This is a genomic window from Burkholderia sp. YHN3-13 (genome assembly GCF_055810675.1).
The window spans coordinates 37,058-54,048 of the sequence record NZ_JBVVNQ010000021.1; the positions used below are offsets into that span (position 1 = coordinate 37,058).

13 protein-coding genes and 2 pseudogenes are annotated in these 16,991 nt (G+C 68.2%); 8 read left to right on the forward strand and 7 right to left on the reverse strand.

What is annotated here, in order from left to right; all coding sequences use genetic code 11:
- Positions 1-6 precede the first annotated feature (6 nt).
- Positions 7-399: pseudogene (locus AC0KUR_RS31920) on the reverse strand (MAPEG family protein).
- 422 nt (positions 400-821) lie between these two features.
- Here AC0KUR_RS31920 and AC0KUR_RS31925 point away from each other — a divergent pair.
- On the forward strand, positions 822-3,929 hold the full coding sequence (locus tag AC0KUR_RS31925) for a biosynthetic peptidoglycan transglycosylase (protein WP_124609669.1): 3,108 nt from the start codon (positions 822-824) through the stop codon (positions 3,927-3,929).
- Positions 3,930-4,233: 304 nt separating this feature from the next.
- The gene (locus tag AC0KUR_RS31930) at positions 4,234-4,479 is read left to right on the forward strand and encodes a DUF1272 domain-containing protein (RefSeq protein ID WP_473376891.1); all 246 of its coding nucleotides are present in this window, start codon (positions 4,234-4,236) and stop codon (positions 4,477-4,479) included.
- 27 nt (positions 4,480-4,506) lie between these two features.
- On the opposite strand, the gene AC0KUR_RS31935 is transcribed toward AC0KUR_RS31930, so the two are convergent.
- On the reverse strand, positions 4,507-5,211 hold the full coding sequence (locus AC0KUR_RS31935) for a FadR/GntR family transcriptional regulator (protein WP_034189045.1): 705 nt from the start codon (positions 5,209-5,211) through the stop codon (positions 4,507-4,509).
- Positions 5,212-5,345: 134 nt separating this feature from the next.
- Here AC0KUR_RS31935 and dgoD point away from each other — a divergent pair, with 134 nt between their 5' ends.
- Entirely contained in the window at positions 5,346-6,494 is a 1,149-nt protein-coding gene (gene dgoD, locus AC0KUR_RS31940; protein ID WP_034189044.1) for a galactonate dehydratase, read from the forward strand.
- A gap of 123 nt (positions 6,495-6,617) precedes the next feature.
- Here the strand turns inward: dgoD and AC0KUR_RS31945 are convergent, their stop codons facing one another.
- Positions 6,618-7,550 carry a CopD family protein gene (locus tag AC0KUR_RS31945; RefSeq protein ID WP_034189043.1) on the reverse strand — a complete coding sequence of 311 codons (933 nt, stop codon included), beginning with the start codon at positions 7,548-7,550 and terminating at the stop codon, positions 6,618-6,620.
- A 375-nt stretch (positions 7,551-7,925) separates the two neighbouring features.
- On the opposite strand from AC0KUR_RS31945, the gene AC0KUR_RS31950 reads away from it, so the two are divergent.
- From AC0KUR_RS31950 to AC0KUR_RS31960, 3 genes and pseudogenes are all read left to right on the forward strand, one after another.
- Positions 7,926-8,690, forward strand: coding sequence for a c-type cytochrome (locus tag AC0KUR_RS31950; RefSeq protein WP_034189042.1), 765 nt, complete (start codon positions 7,926-7,928; stop codon positions 8,688-8,690).
- A 19-nt stretch (positions 8,691-8,709) separates the two neighbouring features.
- Positions 8,710-10,002: pseudogene (locus AC0KUR_RS31955) on the forward strand (c-type cytochrome); the annotation flags it as partial.
- 73 nt (positions 10,003-10,075) lie between these two features.
- Entirely contained in the window at positions 10,076-11,527 is a 1,452-nt protein-coding gene (locus tag AC0KUR_RS31960) for a DEAD/DEAH box helicase (protein WP_034189040.1), read from the forward strand.
- Here the strand turns inward: AC0KUR_RS31960 and AC0KUR_RS31965 are convergent.
- The 3 genes from AC0KUR_RS31965 to AC0KUR_RS31975 all read right to left on the reverse strand — a co-directional run bounded on the left by AC0KUR_RS31965 (position 11,521) and on the right by AC0KUR_RS31975 (position 14,880).
- Positions 11,521-12,027 (reverse strand): hypothetical protein, encoded by a 507-nt coding sequence (locus tag AC0KUR_RS31965; protein ID WP_069706277.1) that lies wholly within the window; start codon positions 12,025-12,027, stop codon positions 11,521-11,523. The genes AC0KUR_RS31960 and AC0KUR_RS31965 overlap by 7 nt on opposite strands.
- 70 nt (positions 12,028-12,097) lie before the next feature.
- Complete coding sequence (locus tag AC0KUR_RS31970; RefSeq protein ID WP_034189104.1) at positions 12,098-12,925, reverse strand: ferritin-like domain-containing protein; 828 nt, start codon at positions 12,923-12,925, stop codon at positions 12,098-12,100.
- 314 nt (positions 12,926-13,239) lie between these two features.
- Entirely contained in the window at positions 13,240-14,880 is a 1,641-nt protein-coding gene (locus AC0KUR_RS31975) for a gamma-glutamyltransferase family protein (RefSeq protein WP_034189038.1), read from the reverse strand.
- Positions 14,881-15,093: 213 nt separating this feature from the next.
- On the opposite strand from AC0KUR_RS31975, the gene AC0KUR_RS31980 reads away from it, so the two are divergent.
- Complete coding sequence (locus tag AC0KUR_RS31980; RefSeq protein ID WP_006493999.1) at positions 15,094-15,873, forward strand: DeoR/GlpR family DNA-binding transcription regulator; 780 nt, start codon at positions 15,094-15,096, stop codon at positions 15,871-15,873.
- A 302-nt stretch (positions 15,874-16,175) separates the two neighbouring features.
- A complete protein-coding gene (locus tag AC0KUR_RS31985; RefSeq protein ID WP_006477892.1) occupies positions 16,176-16,373 on the forward strand; it encodes a hypothetical protein in 198 nt (65 codons plus the stop codon).
- 91 nt (positions 16,374-16,464) lie between these two features.
- Here the strand turns inward: AC0KUR_RS31985 and AC0KUR_RS31990 are convergent, their stop codons facing one another.
- Complete coding sequence (locus tag AC0KUR_RS31990; RefSeq protein ID WP_034189037.1) at positions 16,465-16,833, reverse strand: hypothetical protein; 369 nt, start codon at positions 16,831-16,833, stop codon at positions 16,465-16,467.
- Positions 16,834-16,991 lie beyond the last annotated feature (158 nt).

A 16,991-nucleotide genomic window follows, 5' to 3' on the forward strand; every position in this document is an offset into this window, starting at 1 on the left:
CGCCGCTCAGGCGAACAGCGCGATGCACGGCGCGGCTTCGCACGGATAGGTGCCGAGCGCGCCGGTGAACCGCACGGGATTCGGGTCGGCCATCGTCGGCCAGGCGAGCAATAAGACGACCAGCAGGCAGCGGCACACGGTTGCCGCGACGATCAGCGCGAGGATCACGCGCGACGGATCATGCGCGCCGACATGGAGAAACAGCACGGCGAGAAACGGCGCATATTCGGCTGTCTTGCCATGCGCGCGCGACCTTGTGGAGCCCGTTCGTCGGGTCGGGCGCATACCCGGCTCCGATGGTGTGCCGAAAGCGCGTGACGGACACGACGAGCCCGAGCCCGCCGAACGGCAGCCTCCCGGGGATGGCCGCGCACACGGGCGGACGGGATGGATCGTCATGGGACGCCGGGCGTAAGCGGAAATGCGCCGTACCTCCGGCGATCGTACTCGCCGCCGGCGCGCGCGGCTATCGCGGAAACCCGTAGCGTCGCCGGGCGACGGCGCGCGTTCCACACGCGGGTTCCGGCCCGAATTGCAGCGGCACCGCAACGCACGAAATCCGTGCATCGTCCGGCGGCCCGGCCACGCGGGCCTGCCCGCCGCCGCTTCCTGCCGCGCGGGCTGCGCCGCGCGCCACGCGCAAACGTTACGCCGCGGCGGCGCGCACCATCGCGGCGCGGCGCCCGTTCCCGCGCCTCACGGGCACGCGCGTTGCATCGGCGCATCTCGGTAGTCGACGCCCTTGGCGGCCCGCTGCGGAGGACTACACTAATCCTTAATGGGGTGCGGCCGGACAACCGCGCCCTCAGGGAGACGCCGCCATGAATCGGCCGCTGAATCGTATCCTGCCGCGCGTGACCGGTCCCGCATCGGTCTGGACGTGGGTCAAGTGGTCTTTGCTCGCCGCACTGCTGATCGCGGTGGCGATCGTTGCGCGGCTCGTGCAGACCGAGATCGAAACGTCCCGGATGCAGGCGCATTACCTGTCCGAACTCACCCGCGACGTCGGCTACACGATCGAAACGGGCCCGAGCGATCACATCCGCTTCCCCGCGAACGGCCCCTACGACCAGCGCCTCGGCTACGCGCTGCTTCCGGCATTCCAGCAGCGGCTGCTCGCGCGCGGTTTCGTCGTCGGCAAGCAGGCGCGCGATTCGCAGCGGATGCTGTCGCTCGGCGATCGCGGGTTGTTCCTCCCTTACGAAGAGAAGGACCAGGCCGGCCTGATGCTGTTCGATTCGACCGGCGCACCGCTGTTCGCGACCGTGTTCCCGCAGCGCGTGTACGCCGACTTCGACACGGTGCCGCGTGTGGTCGTCGATTCGCTGCTGTTCATCGAGGATCGCTATCTGCTCGACGCGAACGAGCCGAACCGCAACCCGGCGATCGACTGGGGCCGCTTCAGCCGCGCGCTCGCCGACCAGGCGCTGCACGTCGTCAACCGTCACCAGGCGCGCCCGGGCGGCAGCACGCTCGCGACGCAGATCGAGAAGTTCCGCCATTCGCCCGAAGGCCGCACCGCGACGCCGCCCGAAAAGCTGCGGCAGATCGCGTCCGCGTCGGTGCGCGCGTACCTGAACGGTCCGCAGACGATGCTCGCGCGCCGCACGATCGTCGTGCGCTACCTGAACTCGGTGCCGCTCGCCGCCCGGCCGCATGTCGGCGAAATCACCGGCATCGGCGACGGTCTCGCCGCGTGGTACGGCCGCGACTTCAACGACGTGAACCGGATCCTGTCCGCGCCGACGACCGGCGACAACATCGACGAACAGGGCAAGACGTTCCGCGAGGTGCTGTCGCTGATCATCGCGCAGCGCGCGCCGTCGTATTTCCTCAACCGCGGTTATCCGGCGCTGCAGAAGCTGACCGACAGCTATCTGCGGCTGCTGTCGAACGGCGGCGTGATTTCTCCCGCGCTGCGCGATGCCGCGCTCGCCGCGCAGATCGAGCGCAGCGCGCCGCCCGCCGCCGCGCACGTGCAGTCGTTCGTGTCGCGCAAGGCCGTGACGTCCGCGCGCGCATCGCTGCTGTCGGCGCTCGGCATCAGCGACCTGTACCAGCTCGACCAGCTCGACCTGCAGGCGACCAGCACGCTCGACAACGGCGTGCAGCAGGCCGTCGCCGAACGGCTCGCGCAGGCGTCGACGCGCGACGGCGCGCAGGCCGCCGGCCTGTACGGTTTCGAGATGCTCGCGCCGAAGGACGACCCGTCGCACCTCACGTACAGCTTCACGCTGTACGAACACCGCAACGGCGCGAACCTGCTGCGCGTGCAGACCGACAGCGTGAACCAGCCGTTCGACGTGAATCGCGGCGGCCGCATCAACCTCGGCTCGACCGCGAAGCTGCGCACGCTGATCACGTACCTGCAGATCGTGTCCGACCTGCATGCGCGTTACGCGAGCCTGTCGAACGCCGAGCTCGCGCGCGTGAAGCCCGACCCGATCGACCAGTTGTCGCGCTGGGCGCTCGACTACCTGTCGCATACGCGCGACCGCTCGCTGCAGGCGATGCTCGACGCGGCCGTCGAACGCAAGTACTCGGCGAGCCCCGACGTGTTCTACACGGGCGGCGGCGCGCAGGTGTTCTCGAACTTCGAAAAGTCGGACAACGGCCGCATCCTGACGCTGCACGCGGCGTTCGAGCACTCGGTCAACCTCGTGTTCGTGCGGCTGATGCGCGACATCGTCCACTACGAGATGCTGCAGGCGGCCGGCCCCTCGTCGTCGTGGCTCGGCGATCCCGACCAGCGCCGGCGTTACCTGCAGCAGTTCGTCGACGGCGAAAGCCAGGTCTACGTGAGGCGCTATTACACGCGCTACGCGGGCAAGGCACCCGACGATGCGCTCGCGCTGCTGCTGCGCGACGTGCGCAAGTCGCCGCCGAAGATCGCGACCGTGCTGCGCAGCGTCGCGCCGAACGAATCGCTCGCCTGGTTCGATGCGCAGATGCGCGCGCAGCTGAAGGGCACGGCGGCCGCGACGCTGTCCGACGACGATCTTGCCGCGCTCTACGCGAAGTACGCGATCGGCCGCTTCAACCTCAACGACCGCGGTTATATCGCAAGCGTGCATCCGCTCGCGCTGTGGACGCTCAACTACCTGCGCGCGCACCCGACGGCGTCGCTCGCCGAGGTCCAGCGCGACAGCCGCGATGCGCGTTTCTACACGTACTCGTGGCTGTACAAGACGCGCTACCACGCGACGCAGGACCGGCGCATCCGCCGCATGGTCGAGGTGCGCGCGTACGCGGAGATCACGAAGTCGTGGCGCGCGCTCGGCTACCCGTTCGCGGAAGTCACGCCGTCCTATGCGGCGGCGATCGGCGCGTCGGGCGACCAGCCCGACGCACTCGCGAAACTGATCGGCCTGATCGCGAACGGCGGCCAGAAGGCGCCGACCGAGACGATCACGCGGCTCGACTTCGCGAAGGGCACGCCGTACGAAACGCGCTTCGTGCGCGCGGCCGCGCAACCGCAGCCGATGCTGCCGCCGGAGGTCGTCAACGTGGCGCACACGCTGCTGCGCGACGTCGTGCTGAACGGCACCGCGCGCCGCCTCGCGGGCGGCCTCACGCTGCCCGACGGCAAGACGCTCCCGGTGTACGGCAAGACGGGGACGGGCGACCAGCGCTTCAACGTCTACGCGCGCGGCGCGCGGCTGATCGAGTCGCGCAAGGTCAACCGCAGCGGCACGTTCGTGTTCGTGATCGGCGACCGGTTCTTCGGGGTCCTGACGGCAACCGCGCACGAACCGTACGCGGCCCGCTACGACTTCACGAGCGCGATGGCCGTGCAGTTGCTGAAGTCGATGGCGCCGGCGCTCGCGCCGCTGATCGAGCGCCCGGCCGGCACCGGCACGCGGACGGCCGGCCCGGCGCCGCAAGCGGAAACGCCCGCGCCGGACGCCGCGTCGGCGCAACCGTCCTGATTCCCGATGACTGCACGACCGGTCGCGCCGCCGCGCGCCGCTCGGCGCGGGCGGCCATCGTCGTGCCCGGCGGGCGGCGCGTCGAGGTAGACATTCTCGAGACGGCAGACGTTGGCCGCCGCCGTACGACGGCGGTTTCCGCGATCCAGCACGTCCGTCTCCCGGAGCGGCGCGCGCCTCGCACGGCATCCGGGCGAACACCGTTGGCCAGGCCGATCCAAACGCGTACAGTAGCGCTCGCATGCGCCGCCCGCGACGTCGGGCGGCACGCGTCCCGCCCCTCGTCGACCCAGGAAAAACCATCATGCTCGAACTGCGTCCCGGCTGCGAATGCTGCGACAAGGACCTGCCGCCCGATTCGGCGGAGGCGCGCATCTGTACGTTCGAATGTACGTTCTGCGCGACCTGCGCCGACAACGTGCTGAAGGGTCGCTGCCCGAACTGCGGCGGCGACCTGGTCGCGCGCCCGCGCCGGCCGGCGAGCCTGCTCGCGAAATACCCGGCGTCGACGGAACGCGTCGTCAAGCCGGGCGGCTGCGCGAACGCCTGACGGCGCCACGCCGCCCGCCTCTTTCCGTCACGACATCTCGATCCGCGCGCGCGTCACCGCGAGCAGCGACGCCATCGCGCGGCGCGCACCGTCCTCGTCGCGCACGCGGATCGCGTCGCTGACGGCCAGGTGCTCGGCGAGCGACGCGTTGTAGACGTCGGCCCGGCGCGCATTCAGATGCAGTTGCGCCTCGAGCGTGCGGTCGATCAGCGTGCCGAGCGGCACCAGCAGTTCGTTGCCGCCGGCCTCGAGCACGCTCAGGTGAAAGCGCAGGTCGGCGCGCACCCATTCGTCGACGGTGCGTGCGGCGGCCATCGCGCGCGCCGCGCCGTCGATCGCGGCGAACGCTTCCGGCGTATGCGCGCGCGCGGCCAGCGCGGCCGCGTACGGCTCGATCATCTCGCGCATCTCCTGCAGCTTCAGCGCGAAGGCGAGCGGCGGCGCGACGCGCGCATACCAGTCGAGCAGGTCGGCATCGAGCAGGTTCCACGCACGGCGCGGCCGCACGCGCGTGCCGACCTTCGGCCGCGACTCGACGAGCCCCTTCGACGTCAGCGTGCGCAACGCCTCGCGCATCACCGTGCGGCTCACGCCGTACCTCTCCATCAGGTCGGGCTCCCTCGGCAGCAGCGATTCGGGCGGATGGTCGCCGCGCAGGATCGCCGTCGCCAGCTGGAAGGCCGTCTGTCCATGCAGGTCGCGTTGAATGGTCGTTCTCCGTTGATCCGGCAGGCCGGCTGCCCACTATCTGCATAATAATGCTATTAATACTATTTTTTATCGGGCTACGCTAGGATAACCGTGAAAGCACGCGACCGTGCGCCGCGCCCGAGCGGCCGCGCCGGTCAACCATGGAGACTCGCGTCATGAAAATCACCCGCCTCGAAACCTTTGTCGTCCCGCCGCGCTGGCTGTTCCTCAAGATCGAAACCGACGAGGGCATCGTCGGCTGGGGCGAGCCGGTCGTCGAAGGCCGCGCGCACACGGTCGAGGCCGCCGTGCAGGAGCTGGCCGACTACCTCGTCGGCCGCGACCCGCTGCTGATCGAAGACCACTGGCAGGTGATGTACCGCGCGGGCTTCTACCGCGGCGGCCCGATCACGATGAGCGCGATCGCCGGCGTCGACCAGGCGCTGTGGGACATCAAGGGCAAGCATCACGGCGTGCCGGTGCACGCGCTGCTGGGCGGCCAGGTGCGCGATCGCATCAAGGTGTATTCGTGGATCGGCGGCGACCGGCCGAGCGACGTCGCGAACAATGCGCGCGCGGTCGTCGAGCGCGGCTTCAAGGCCGTCAAGATGAACGGTTCCGAGGAACTGCAGATCGTCGATACCTACGACAAGGTCGAGCAGGTGATCGCGAACGTCTCGGCCGTGCGCGACGCGGTCGGCCCGCACGTCGGGATCGGCGTCGACTTCCACGGCCGCGTGCACAAGCCGATGGCGAAGGTGCTCGCGAAGGAGCTCGACCCGTACAAGCTGATGTTCATCGAGGAGCCGGTGCTGTCGGAGAACGCCGAGGCGCTGCGCGACATCGTCAACCAGACCAACACGCCGATCGCGCTCGGCGAACGGCTGTACTCGCGCTGGGACTTCAAGCACATCCTCGCGGGCGGCTACGTGGACATCATCCAGCCCGACGCATCGCACGCGGGCGGCATCACCGAGTGCCGCAAGATCGCGACGCTCGCGGAAAGCTACGACGTCGCGCTCGCGCTGCACTGCCCGCTCGGCCCGATCGCGCTCGCCGCGTGCCTGCAGCTCGACGCGGTCAGCTACAACGCGTTCATCCAGGAACAAAGCCTCGGCATCCACTACAACCAGGGCAACGACCTGCTCGACTACCTGCGCAACCCCGAGGTGTTCCGCTACGAGGACGGCTTCGTCGCGATCCCGCAGGGCCCGGGGCTCGGCATCGACGTGAACGAGGAGAAGGTGCGCGAGATGGCGAAGACCGGCCACCGCTGGCGCAATCCGGTGTGGCGCCATGCGGACGGCAGTGTCGCCGAGTGGTAAGCGCGACGCGCATCGCGCGCGGCCGAGGCCCGCGCGGTACGCCCCGATGCAGGCACGGCCGCCCGACGGGCGGCCGTGCCTGCATGCGCGGCACCGTTGCGTGGCGCCGCGCGCAACGGGCCGTCAGCCGAGCGCCGCGAAGCCCGGCACGCTGAACGACAGCACGGCTGCCGCGACGAACACGCCGATCATCGTCATCCCCTCGAGATGCAGGATATTGCGGAACGTGTGCGCGTCCTCGGTCGACGCGGTGCGGCGCAGGCGCGGCAGCGCCGAGAAGCGGTTCAGGCCGCCGAGCACGAGCGCGAGCGCGACGAGCAGCAGCTTCAGCAACAGCACGCGCCCCCACGTGCTGCCGTCGAGCGGCGCGAGCGAGCCGCCGAGCCCGCGGATCGCGTTGAGCGCGCCCGTGCCGAGCACGAACACGACCGCGGCGATCGACGTGCGCGACAGGTGCTGGCCGATGCGGATCAGCGCGCCGCGCGCGACCGACGAGCCGAGTGCCGGCAGCACCGCGAGCCCGCCCGCGAGCACGAGGCCGCCCCACACCGCCGTCGCGAGCAGGTGCAGCGTCTGTACGCCGACCGCCGCGGACAGTGCGCCCGTATCGGCCGCATGGCCGAGGGAAGCCTTGCCGGCCGCGATCACGATCACCGCGAACCACAGCACCGCGTGTGCGACGGGGCCGTCCGGCTTCGCGAGCGCGACGATCGCGAGCACCAGGGCGCCGGCGAACGCGACGCTCCACGCAAAGCCCGTATGCGTCTGCATCAGCATGACCGGGATCGCGGCGAACGCGCCGCCAAGCCCCGCGCCGCTCATCGTCGCGGCCTCGTAGACGAGCCAGCCGAGATCCGCGAGCACCAGCGCCAGCGCCGCCGCGACCAGCGAATGTTGCGCGCGCAGCCACGCCGGATGCGACGGCGAGATGACCGGCCGTGCGCCGTCCTTGCCGAGCCACGCCTTGAGCAGCGCCGAGCCGACCGCCATCGCGAACGCGGCGTCCATCAGCGCCGCGAGCGCGACCTGACCGATCCACAAGCTGTCGAACTTCATCGCGCGCACCCTCCCGAAAGCGACGGGCCGGCGAGGCGGCAACGGGACGGACGGCGTGAGGAAGGCAACGGCACGGTAGAAAACGTCATTGATGAATCCGGAAACGGGAGAAATGACTGGACCAGCGGCGGAGGCGGCGCCGCGCGACCCGCGAGTGTACGGTCTTCGATGGGGAAAACGCACGCCGGTTCACACAGCGGCGGCGCAATACGCGTCAAATTGTCGCAAGTCGCAAACAGACAGGAACCGATGTCCTTTTGCCAAATAGCCGTCATTACCCATCGATGATAGAATGCCGCGTCGCAGCAGCCCGGCTGTCCTGCCGTCCATGCGCCGAGCCGATCGTAGCCCGGACAAGGTCCCCGACGAATAATCATGGAGTCTCGTGTGTCTTCAAGACGCCTCTTCCGTCCGCTGCTCGCCGTTCTGATGATCGGCGGCGCGGGCCTTATGAGCGCTGCCCAAGCGCAGACCAAGCCCACGGAGCAAGCGCACGCCCAGCAGGCGCCGCTCAAGGCACCCGATACCATGGCCGAGCGTGTGCGCGGCTGTACTGCATGCCACGGCGTCCACGGCCAGGGCACCGACAACGACTATTTCCCGCGTCTTGCCGGCAAGCCGGCCGAGTACCTGTACAACCAGCTCGTCAACTTCCGTGACGGCCGGCGCAAGTACCCGCCGATGAACTACCTGCTGACGTACCTGAACGACGACTACCTGCGCGAAATCGCCGAGCACTTCTCGGCCGAACGTCCGCCGTATCCGACGCCGGCGAAGCCGACGCTGCCGGCTGCGACGCTCGCACGCGGCAAGCAGCTCGTCACGCAGGGCGATCCGTCCCGCAAGCTGCCGGCCTGCGTGGCCTGCCACGGCGCAGGGCTGACCGGCATGCAGCCGGCGATCCCGGGCCTCGTCGGCCTGCACGCCGATTACCTGAGCGCGCAGCTCGGCGCCTGGCGCTCGGGCAACCGTCACGCGAAGGCGCCGGATTGCATGCACGACATCGCGTCGAAGCTTTCCGACGAAGACGTGACGGCCGTGACCGCATGGCTCGCCGCGCAACCGGCGCCCGCCAACCCCGTGCCGGCCCCGGCGCGTTCGATGAAGACTCCGCTCGCCTGCGGCAGCGAACCGCAATAAGGCAAGGGAGACAGACACAATGAAACGCAAGTCCCTGTTTGCACTCTCGGCCGCCGCGATCGTCGCGGCCGCCGCCCTCGTGCCGGTCCTGTGGCCGGGCAACGACACGCTGCACGGCGCTTCCGCCGTCGCGGCCACGCCGGCCGACCAGGCCGCGCTGATCAAGAAGGGCGAATACCTCGCGCGCGTCGGCGACTGTATCGCGTGCCACACCGTGCGCGGCGGCAAGTCGTTCGCGGGCGGCCTGCCGATGGCGACGCCGTTCGGCACGATGTACACGCCGAACATCACGCCGGACGACCAGAACGGTATCGGCAAGTGGACGTCGGACGACTTCTACCGCGCGATGCACACGGGTCGCTCGAAGGACGGCAGCCTGCTCTACCCGGGCTTCCCGTTCGCGAGCTACACGAAGGTCACGCGCGCGGATTCGGACGCAATCTACGCGTACCTGCGCTCGGTCGCGCCGGTGTCGGTGCCGAGCCGGCCGCACGAACTGAAGTTCCCGTTCAACAACCGCAACCTGCTGATCGGCTGGCGCACGCTGTTCTTCAAGGAAGGCGAATACAAGCCGGATCCGACGAAGTCGGTCGAATGGAACCGCGGCGCGTACCTCGTCGAAGGCCTCGGCCACTGCTCGATGTGCCACACGTCGATCAACATGATGGGCGGCCCGGTGAGTTCGTCGGCGTTCGCCGGCGGCCTGATCCCGCTGCAGAACTGGTATGCGCCGTCGCTGACGAACGACAAGGAACTCGGCCTCGGCGACTGGCACGTGCAGGAGCTGTCCGACCTGCTGCAGGCCGGCGTGTCGCAGAAGGGCGCGGTGTTCGGCCCGATGGCGGACGTGGTCCACAACAGCCTGCAGTACATGACCGACGAAGATACGCGCGCGATGTCGACGTACCTGAAGTCGATCCCGCAGAAGGCTGAAGCGCCGAAGAACATGCAGTACGAGCCGTCGAAGCAATTCGGCAACGCGCTGTTCGACCAGGGCAAGAAGATCTACGCAGACAACTGCGCGACCTGCCACGCCGAAACCGGCGCGGGCAAGCCGCCTGCTTATCCGCCGCTCGCGGGCAACCACTCGATCATGATGGAATCGGCGGTCAACCCGATCCGCATGGTGCTGAATGGCGGCTATCCGCCGAGCACGTTCAAGAACCCGCGTCCGTACGGCATGCCGCCGTTCGCGCAGTCGCTGTCGAACCAGGAAGTCGCAGCTGTAGTAACGTACATCCGGATGTCGTGGGGCAACAACGGTACGCCGATCTCGCCGCAACAGGTGAGTGACCTGCGTTCCGCGCCCCTTTGCTTTTTGCGACGCCAGTCCCCGCGCGGGCCGCGCGAGGTGTCGCCGATCATAAAACTCAAGAGTGGTATCTATGTCTTTCGAATCTCTCGGCTTGGCCGAACCGCTGGTCAAGGCGGTCAACGAGCTCGGCTACACATCGCCGACCCCGATCCAGCAGCAGGCGATCCCTGCCGTCCTCGGCGGCGGCGACCTGCTCGCCGGCGCGCAAACGGGCACCGGCAAGACCGCCGGCTTCACGCTGCCGATCCTGCAACGCCTGCATACGTTCTACGCGGACAATCGCGGGGCGAAGCGCGCGGTGCGCGCGCTGATCCTCACGCCGACGCGCGAACTCGCCGCGCAGGTCGAGGAAAGCGTCCGTGCGTACAGCAAGTACCTGAAGCTGCGCTCGACCGTGATGTTCGGCGGCGTCAGCATCAATCCGCAGATCGATGCGCTCAAGCGCGGCGTCGACATCGTCGTCGCGACGCCGGGCCGCCTGCTCGACCACATGCAGCAGAAGACCATCGACCTGTCGGATCTCGACATCCTCGTGCTCGACGAAGCCGACCGGATGCTCGACATGGGCTTCATCCACGACATCAAGCGCGTGCTCGCGAAGCTGCCGCCGGAGCGCCAGAACCTGCTGTTCTCCGCTACCTTCTCCGACGAAATCAAGGCGCTCGCGGACAACCTGCTCGATTCGCCCGCGCTGATCGAGGTCGCACGCCGCAACACGACGGCCGAAAGCGTCGCGCAGAAGATCCACCCGGTCGACCGCGATCGCAAGCGCGAGCTGCTCACGCACCTGATCCGCGAACACAACTGGTTCCAGGTACTCGTGTTCACGCGCACCAAGCACGGCGCGAACCGGCTCGCCGAGCAGTTGACGAAGGACGGCATCAGCGCGATGGCGATCCACGGCAACAAGAGCCAGTCGGCCCGCACGCGCGCGCTGGCCGAGTTCAAGAACAGCACGCTGCAGGTGCTCGTCGCGACCGATATCGCCGCGCGCGGGATCGACATCGACCAGTTGCCGCACGTCGTCAACTTCGACCTGCCGAACGTGCCCGAGGATTACGTGCACCGGATCGGCCGCACGGGCCGCGCGGGCGCGACCGGCGAAGCCGTGTCGCTCGTGTGCGTCGACGAGAAGCAGTTGCTGCGCGACATCGAGCGGCTGATCAAGCGCGAGATTCCGCAGGAAGTGATCGCGGGCTTCGAACCCGATCCGAACGCGAAGCCGGAGCCGATCCAGCAGCGTCGCGGGCAACAGCCGCGCGGTGGTGGTAATGGCGGCGGCGGTGGCGGCGGCAATCGCCAGCCGCGGGCGGGCGGCTCAGGCCAGCCGGCCGCGAAACGCGACGGCAACGCGCAACCGAAAGCCTCGCAGCAGAAGGCCGCGAAGCCGCGCACGCAAGGCGGCGCCGGCGGTACCGGCGGACGTCCGGCGGGCGGCGGCAACAGCGCCCGCCCGGCGAACGGCAACGCCGCGCACCCGAACCGCAATCGTTCGTCGCGCAGCGGCCAGCGCGGTCACTGAAGCCGCGCGGCTGCGCGCCGCAGGTGCTCGACCTGGCGTTGCCAGCGTGCGAGCACCGCGGCGCGCTCTCCTTCCAGCGTGAACGTGACACCCGTCGCGAGTCGCGCATAGCCGACCCGCTGCGCCTCGCCCCGCGCGATCGTCGCGGCGAATCCGGCGAGGCCGCCGAAGTCTCCTTCGAGCGGCGTCATCTTCAATTGCGCCTGAAAGAACGCTCCGTCCGCGACGAGCGTCAACGCGGCCGTGCGCCGCTGCGCGATCGCGCGCGCGGCCCGCGACTGCGGCCAAAGCGCGATCAGCAGCGTACGCGCATCGTGCGCATAGATCTCGCCGACGCCGAGCAGCGTCGTACGCAACTGGCCGTCGTCGGTCGCGACGATCAGCGACGCGGCGAGGTCGGCATGACGCTCGAGCGCGGTGCCGTCGAACAGTGCCACGATGGCGGACGGCCACGCATCGAACGTCCATTGTTCGAGTGCGTGGCGATGGGTATCGGTCATGATGGCGTGGCCCTGGAGCGGATCGGACGAGGAGGCGCCAGCGTACGCGCGACGGGCCGTACCGCGTCGATCAGCGCAGGAAAACGTGCCGCGTGATCTTCGTGAGCGGATAGTGGACGCCCGGCTGGATCTTCGCGGGCAGGTCGAGCGGCTTGAGCAGCATCTTCACGCACATGTCGGCCGACAGGTTGCGACGCACGAGCGAATTGATGCGCGCGGCACGCTCGCGGTTGTACTGATTGTCGCCGACGCGATCGGGATAGCGGATCGCGAACACATGGCGCAGCGCGATCTCGGAATCCTCGTTCTTGATTTCCATCACGCGGCGCGCCAGCGCGCCGAGCACGGCGAGCCGGCCGTTGCCCTCGACCTGGTTGTACTTCTTGAAGAACTTGAAGAAGTGCTTGTAGTGACGCACTTCGTCGGTGCGGATGTTGTCGGTGATTTCCTTCAGCACCGGCTCGTCCGAGCACTCGTTGATCGCGCGATAAAGCGTGGCGGTACCCGTCTCGACGACGCAGCGCGCGACCATCTCGAGCGCGCGGGTCTTCTCGAACGCCTCGACCGAGCAGGTCTTCGAATACTCGGCGAAGAAATTCGCGAACGCGGTATCCCAGTCGAACTCGGGCCACACGTGCGCGATGTACGCCTTCAGCGCGCGGCCGTGCTGCAATTCTTCGTGCTCCCATGCATTGTTGAGCCATGCGGAGACTTCCGGATCGTCATTGAAGAAGGTGCTCAGATTGCTCGTGTAGAGATCCGAGCCGCTTTCGATGAACGACGACGCGCACAGCAGCAGCAGCAGATCCTCGTTCGCGGCGGCACGCTGACGATCGATCCGGTTCAGGTCGATGTCCTCGATACGCCACGGCATGACATGCGTCGTTTTCGTGTCCATGGTGGTGCGCTCCCAGTCGTCGCGCGGGGGCCGGCCCATGCCTTCGGCACAGGCGCCCGCCTTCCCGCAGGCGGCGTTTTACGTCGTTTATAGTGAATTGGTCCGGCCGAACCATGCTGGCATCTTAGCCGGACTTTGCGGTTCGTGCTCCAGAGCACTGACCATACCCGACAGGCGCAGTTCCGCGACGTCCGTTGCCGTTCGTTAGATGAGTCCTTCAAACCGCTTGCGCCCGGTCGACGGTACGGGGCCGCGCCAAACGAAACGGGCGGCCGTTCGGCCGCCCGTCGAGCACGCAAAACGGCGGCGATCCGTCAGAAACCGGCCGCCAGGCCGTCGCGCCGGCTGTCGCTCGCCGCCACGTAGCCGCGCTCGCGATCGTCGCGGTCGAGACGCCAGATGAACTGCCCCGAACCGAAATCCATGTAAGGATCGTCGATCGACTGGATCGTATGGCCGCGTGCGGCCAGGGCGTCGACGGTCGCGCGGTTCATCGTCGATTCGACGTCGAGCGTGAAGTCGCGGTTGACCTTCCAGCGCGGCGCATCGCACGCGGCCTGCGGCTGCTGCCCGTAGCCGAGCATCCGCACGACGGTCTGCAGATGGCCTTGCGGCTGCATGTCGCCGCCCATCACGCCGAAGCTCATCACGGCCTCGGTGCGGCCGTCGACTTCCTCCGTGACGAACGCCGGGATGATCGTGTGGAACGGCCGCTTGCCGCCCGCGACGACGTTCGGCGACGCCGGATCCATCGAGAAGCCGTGCCCGCGGTTCTGCAGCGCGATGCCGGTGCCCGGCACGACGAGCCCCGAACCGAAGCCCATGTAGTTCGACTGGATAAAGCTCACCATCATCCCGCGCTCGTCGGCGGCCGACAGGTAGATCGTGCCGCCCGAATGCGGCCGGCCGGCGCCGAAGTGCGTCGCGCGCGCGGGATCGATCAGCTTCGCGCGTTCGGCGAGATACGCGTCGTCGAGCATCTGCTCGGGCGTGACGTCCATCGCGCGCGGATCGGCGACGTAACGATAGACGTCCGCGAACGCGAGCTTCATCGCCTCGATCTGCAGATGCTGCGAGTCGACCGAATCGAGCGGCCATTCGGTCACGCCCGCCTGCTCGGCGATCCCGAGCGCGATCAGCGCGGCGATGCCCTGCCCGTTCGGCGGGATCTCGTGAATCGTGTGGCGGCCGAAGCGCTTGCCGATCGGCTCGACCCATTCCGGCCGGTACGCACGCAGGTCGGCTTCGGTCATCGCGCCGCCGCCTTCGCGCGCGAACGCGGCGATGCGCTCGGCGAGCGCGCCTTCGTAGAACGCCCGGGCGCCGTCCTTCGCCAGCGTGCGCAGCGTCTGCGCATGACCGGGCAGGCACACGCGTTCGCCGACGTGCGGCGCGCGGCCGTGCGGCATGAAAGTGTCCGCGAAGCCCGGCAGGCCCTGCAGTTCGGGCACGGCCGCGGCCCACTTGTGCGCGACGATCGGCGGCACCGCATAACCGCGCTCCGCGATCTCGATCGCCGGTTCGAGCAGGTCCGCGAACGGCAGCGAGCCGAATTTTGCGTGCAGCGCTTCCCAGCCCGCGATCACGCCCGGCACGGTCACGGTATCCCAGCCGCGCGTCGGCTTGTTCGCGAAGCCGTGCGCGTTCTCGCCGTGGCGCTTGCGGAAGTAGTCGACGTTCCATGCGGCCGGCGCGACGCCCGACGCATTCAGCCCGGACAGCCGCTCGCCGTCCCACACGAGCGCGAACGCGTCGCCGCCGAGGCCGCACGACACCGGTTCGACGACGGTGATCGCGGCCGCGGCGGCCAGCGCCGCGTCGACCGCATTGCCGCCCTTCCACAGCATCCGCAGGCCGGCCTGCGCGGCCAGCGGGTGCGACGTCGACACGACGTTGCGCGCGAATACCGGAATGCGGGTCGTCGGATACGGGTTGTGCCAGTTGAAGCCAGTCATCGATGCCACCTCGTGGAAAGCTGAGTGAACGCGCGCCCGCGTGCGCAGGCAATCCGCCATTGCAGCGCGATCAGCGCGATCGCACAAATTCATTTGTCACATGAATCCATGCTATTTCCGCATGAATTACGCGCCGCGACGCCCGCCGCGCCGGCCGAATGCCGTTGCCGCCCTTACAATACCCGCTCCGTCTCACGACACGACCATCGAGCCATGACCCGAGATCCCCGCCTCACCCTCAACGCGCGCCAGCAGGAATTGCTCGAATGGGTGCAGCGCGACGGCTTCGTGACCGTCGACGATCTCGCCGCGCACTTCGCCGTGACGCCGCAGACGATCCGCCGCGATGTGAACTGGCTCGCCGACCTGAACCTGCTGCGCCGCTACCACGGCGGCGCGAGCCTGCCGACCAGTTCGGAGAACGTGTCATACACCGCGCGCCAGCGGATGTTCCACGACGAGAAGCGGCGCATCGCGGCGCTCGCGGCGTCGCACATTCCCGACCAGGCGTCGTTGTTCATCAACCTCGGCACGACGACCGAGGAAGTCGCCCGCGCGCTGAATCGCCATCACGGGCTGCACGTGATCACGAACAACCTGAACGTCGCGTCGATGATGAGCGGCTATCCCGACTGCGAGGTACTGATCACGGGCGGCATCGTGCGGCCGTGGGACAAGGGCATCGTCGGCGAGCTCGCGATCGACTTCATCCGGCAGTTCAAGGTCGACTACGCGATCATCGGCACGTCGGCGATCGAGGCCGACGGCACGCTGCGCGACTTCGACACGCGCGAGGTGCGCGTGGCCGAGGCGATCATGCAGCATGCGCGCACGGTCTACCTCGTGACCGATCATTCGAAGGTCGGCCGCCCGGCGCTCGTGCGCCAGGGCCACCTGAGCCAGGTGCACGCGCTCTTCACCGACAAGCCGCTGCCGCCCGAGATGGCCGACACGGTGGCCGCGGCCGGCACCCAGGTGTACGTCGCGGAATGACGATCGCGATGCTGCACCGCACCTGAAACTTCAAGTGAAATCAAGAAGTTGGCGCCGCGCGCGAACCGCTTGCGGCCCCCGTTCCTGTCAAACGGAAAATTAACGGGGCACGATTTGTCGTTGCCCGCGCGCTCGACTAGACTCCAGTTCCCCGGCCCGTTCGCCTGATCCGCCTGTGCCAGGGCGGTGCGAACTGCAGGGCCGGCGAATGCAGCTTTTCCCCCCAAGCCATACCCCGCGGGGTATCGCGCGCTGGCGTTTGCGCCGGCTGCGCGGGCAGTCCGATTGCCATGGAGAGAACGATGCTGAGTCCGCATGAATTCGCCACGCTATTGCTTGTGAAGGACGCGCCTGATCAGCGCGATATGGATCGGGATGAACTGGACATCCTGCTCGAACAGCAGCTCGTTCGCCTGGAAGGGCTCGGCTCGGGACGCAAATACTGCGTGACCGAGACCGGCGACGCCGCGCTGCGATCCATCAAGTACCGCTATTCGTGACATTCCGCTGTTCCTGACCTGACCCGTCCGCGCGGCCGACTCCGGCCGCGCGGTCGTTTCCGCTTGCCCCGCCCGTTCGCCGCGGCCGGCTTCAACCGCCGCGCAGCGTCGGATCGACCGCCGCCCGCCAGCTGATGGCCTGCGCGCGCGCCCCGTTGAAATATGCGATCCAACCGGCGCGCGCCGCCGCGTCAGGCGCCACATAGTGGGTCGAAAGTTCGTTTACGAACGCACAATAGTTCGCCTCGGTCAGCCCGCGATACCGCTTCGCCACATACGCGTCGTACAGCGTCGAGTAGACCGGCTGCGCGTCCGCGCCCCAGTCGCGCGCCGGACCGCCGCACGACGTCTGCAGGTCGACGAACGACGGCGCCCGCCAGTTGCCGGCGAGCGGCGGCGTGCCGGCGCTGCAGCCCGCCAGAAGGACGGCGCACACGCCGGTCCACATCCCAATACGCATGATTCACCTCGCGAAACGGTCGATTCCGCCAGTATCGTCCGGGATCGCGCCACGCGCTACTGGCCCCGCTTTTTCGAACTTTACTTTTTCGATTTCGTTCGTTAAATTTCGAATTCGAACATTTTTGTGTTCACTCTATTTCAACAGACGATAAGGAC

Bases quoted from the DNA above. Each gene is read 5' to 3' on its own strand.
- AC0KUR_RS31980 (WP_006493999.1), top strand. From the start codon at position 15,094: ATGACCCGAGATCCCCGCCTCACCCTCAACGCGCGCCAGCAGGAATTG.
- AC0KUR_RS31965 (WP_069706277.1), bottom strand. From the start codon at position 12,027: ATGACCGATACCCATCGCCACGCACTCGAACAATGGACGTTCGATGCG.
- AC0KUR_RS31990 (WP_034189037.1), bottom strand. From the start codon at position 16,833: ATGCGTATTGGGATGTGGACCGGCGTGTGCGCCGTCCTTCTGGCGGGC.
- AC0KUR_RS31930 (WP_473376891.1), top strand. From the start codon at position 4,234: ATGCTCGAACTGCGTCCCGGCTGCGAATGCTGCGACAAGGACCTGCCG.
- AC0KUR_RS31945 (WP_034189043.1), bottom strand. From the start codon at position 7,550: ATGAAGTTCGACAGCTTGTGGATCGGTCAGGTCGCGCTCGCGGCGCTG.
- dgoD (WP_034189044.1), top strand. From the start codon at position 5,346: ATGAAAATCACCCGCCTCGAAACCTTTGTCGTCCCGCCGCGCTGGCTG.
- AC0KUR_RS31950 (WP_034189042.1), top strand. From the start codon at position 7,926: ATGGAGTCTCGTGTGTCTTCAAGACGCCTCTTCCGTCCGCTGCTCGCC.
- AC0KUR_RS31975 (WP_034189038.1), bottom strand. From the start codon at position 14,880: ATGACTGGCTTCAACTGGCACAACCCGTATCCGACGACCCGCATTCCG.
- AC0KUR_RS31985 (WP_006477892.1), top strand. From the start codon at position 16,176: ATGCTGAGTCCGCATGAATTCGCCACGCTATTGCTTGTGAAGGACGCG.
- AC0KUR_RS31970 (WP_034189104.1), bottom strand. From the start codon at position 12,925: ATGGACACGAAAACGACGCATGTCATGCCGTGGCGTATCGAGGACATC.
- AC0KUR_RS31925 (WP_124609669.1), top strand. From the start codon at position 822: ATGAATCGGCCGCTGAATCGTATCCTGCCGCGCGTGACCGGTCCCGCA.
- AC0KUR_RS31960 (WP_034189040.1), top strand. From the start codon at position 10,076: ATGTCTTTCGAATCTCTCGGCTTGGCCGAACCGCTGGTCAAGGCGGTC.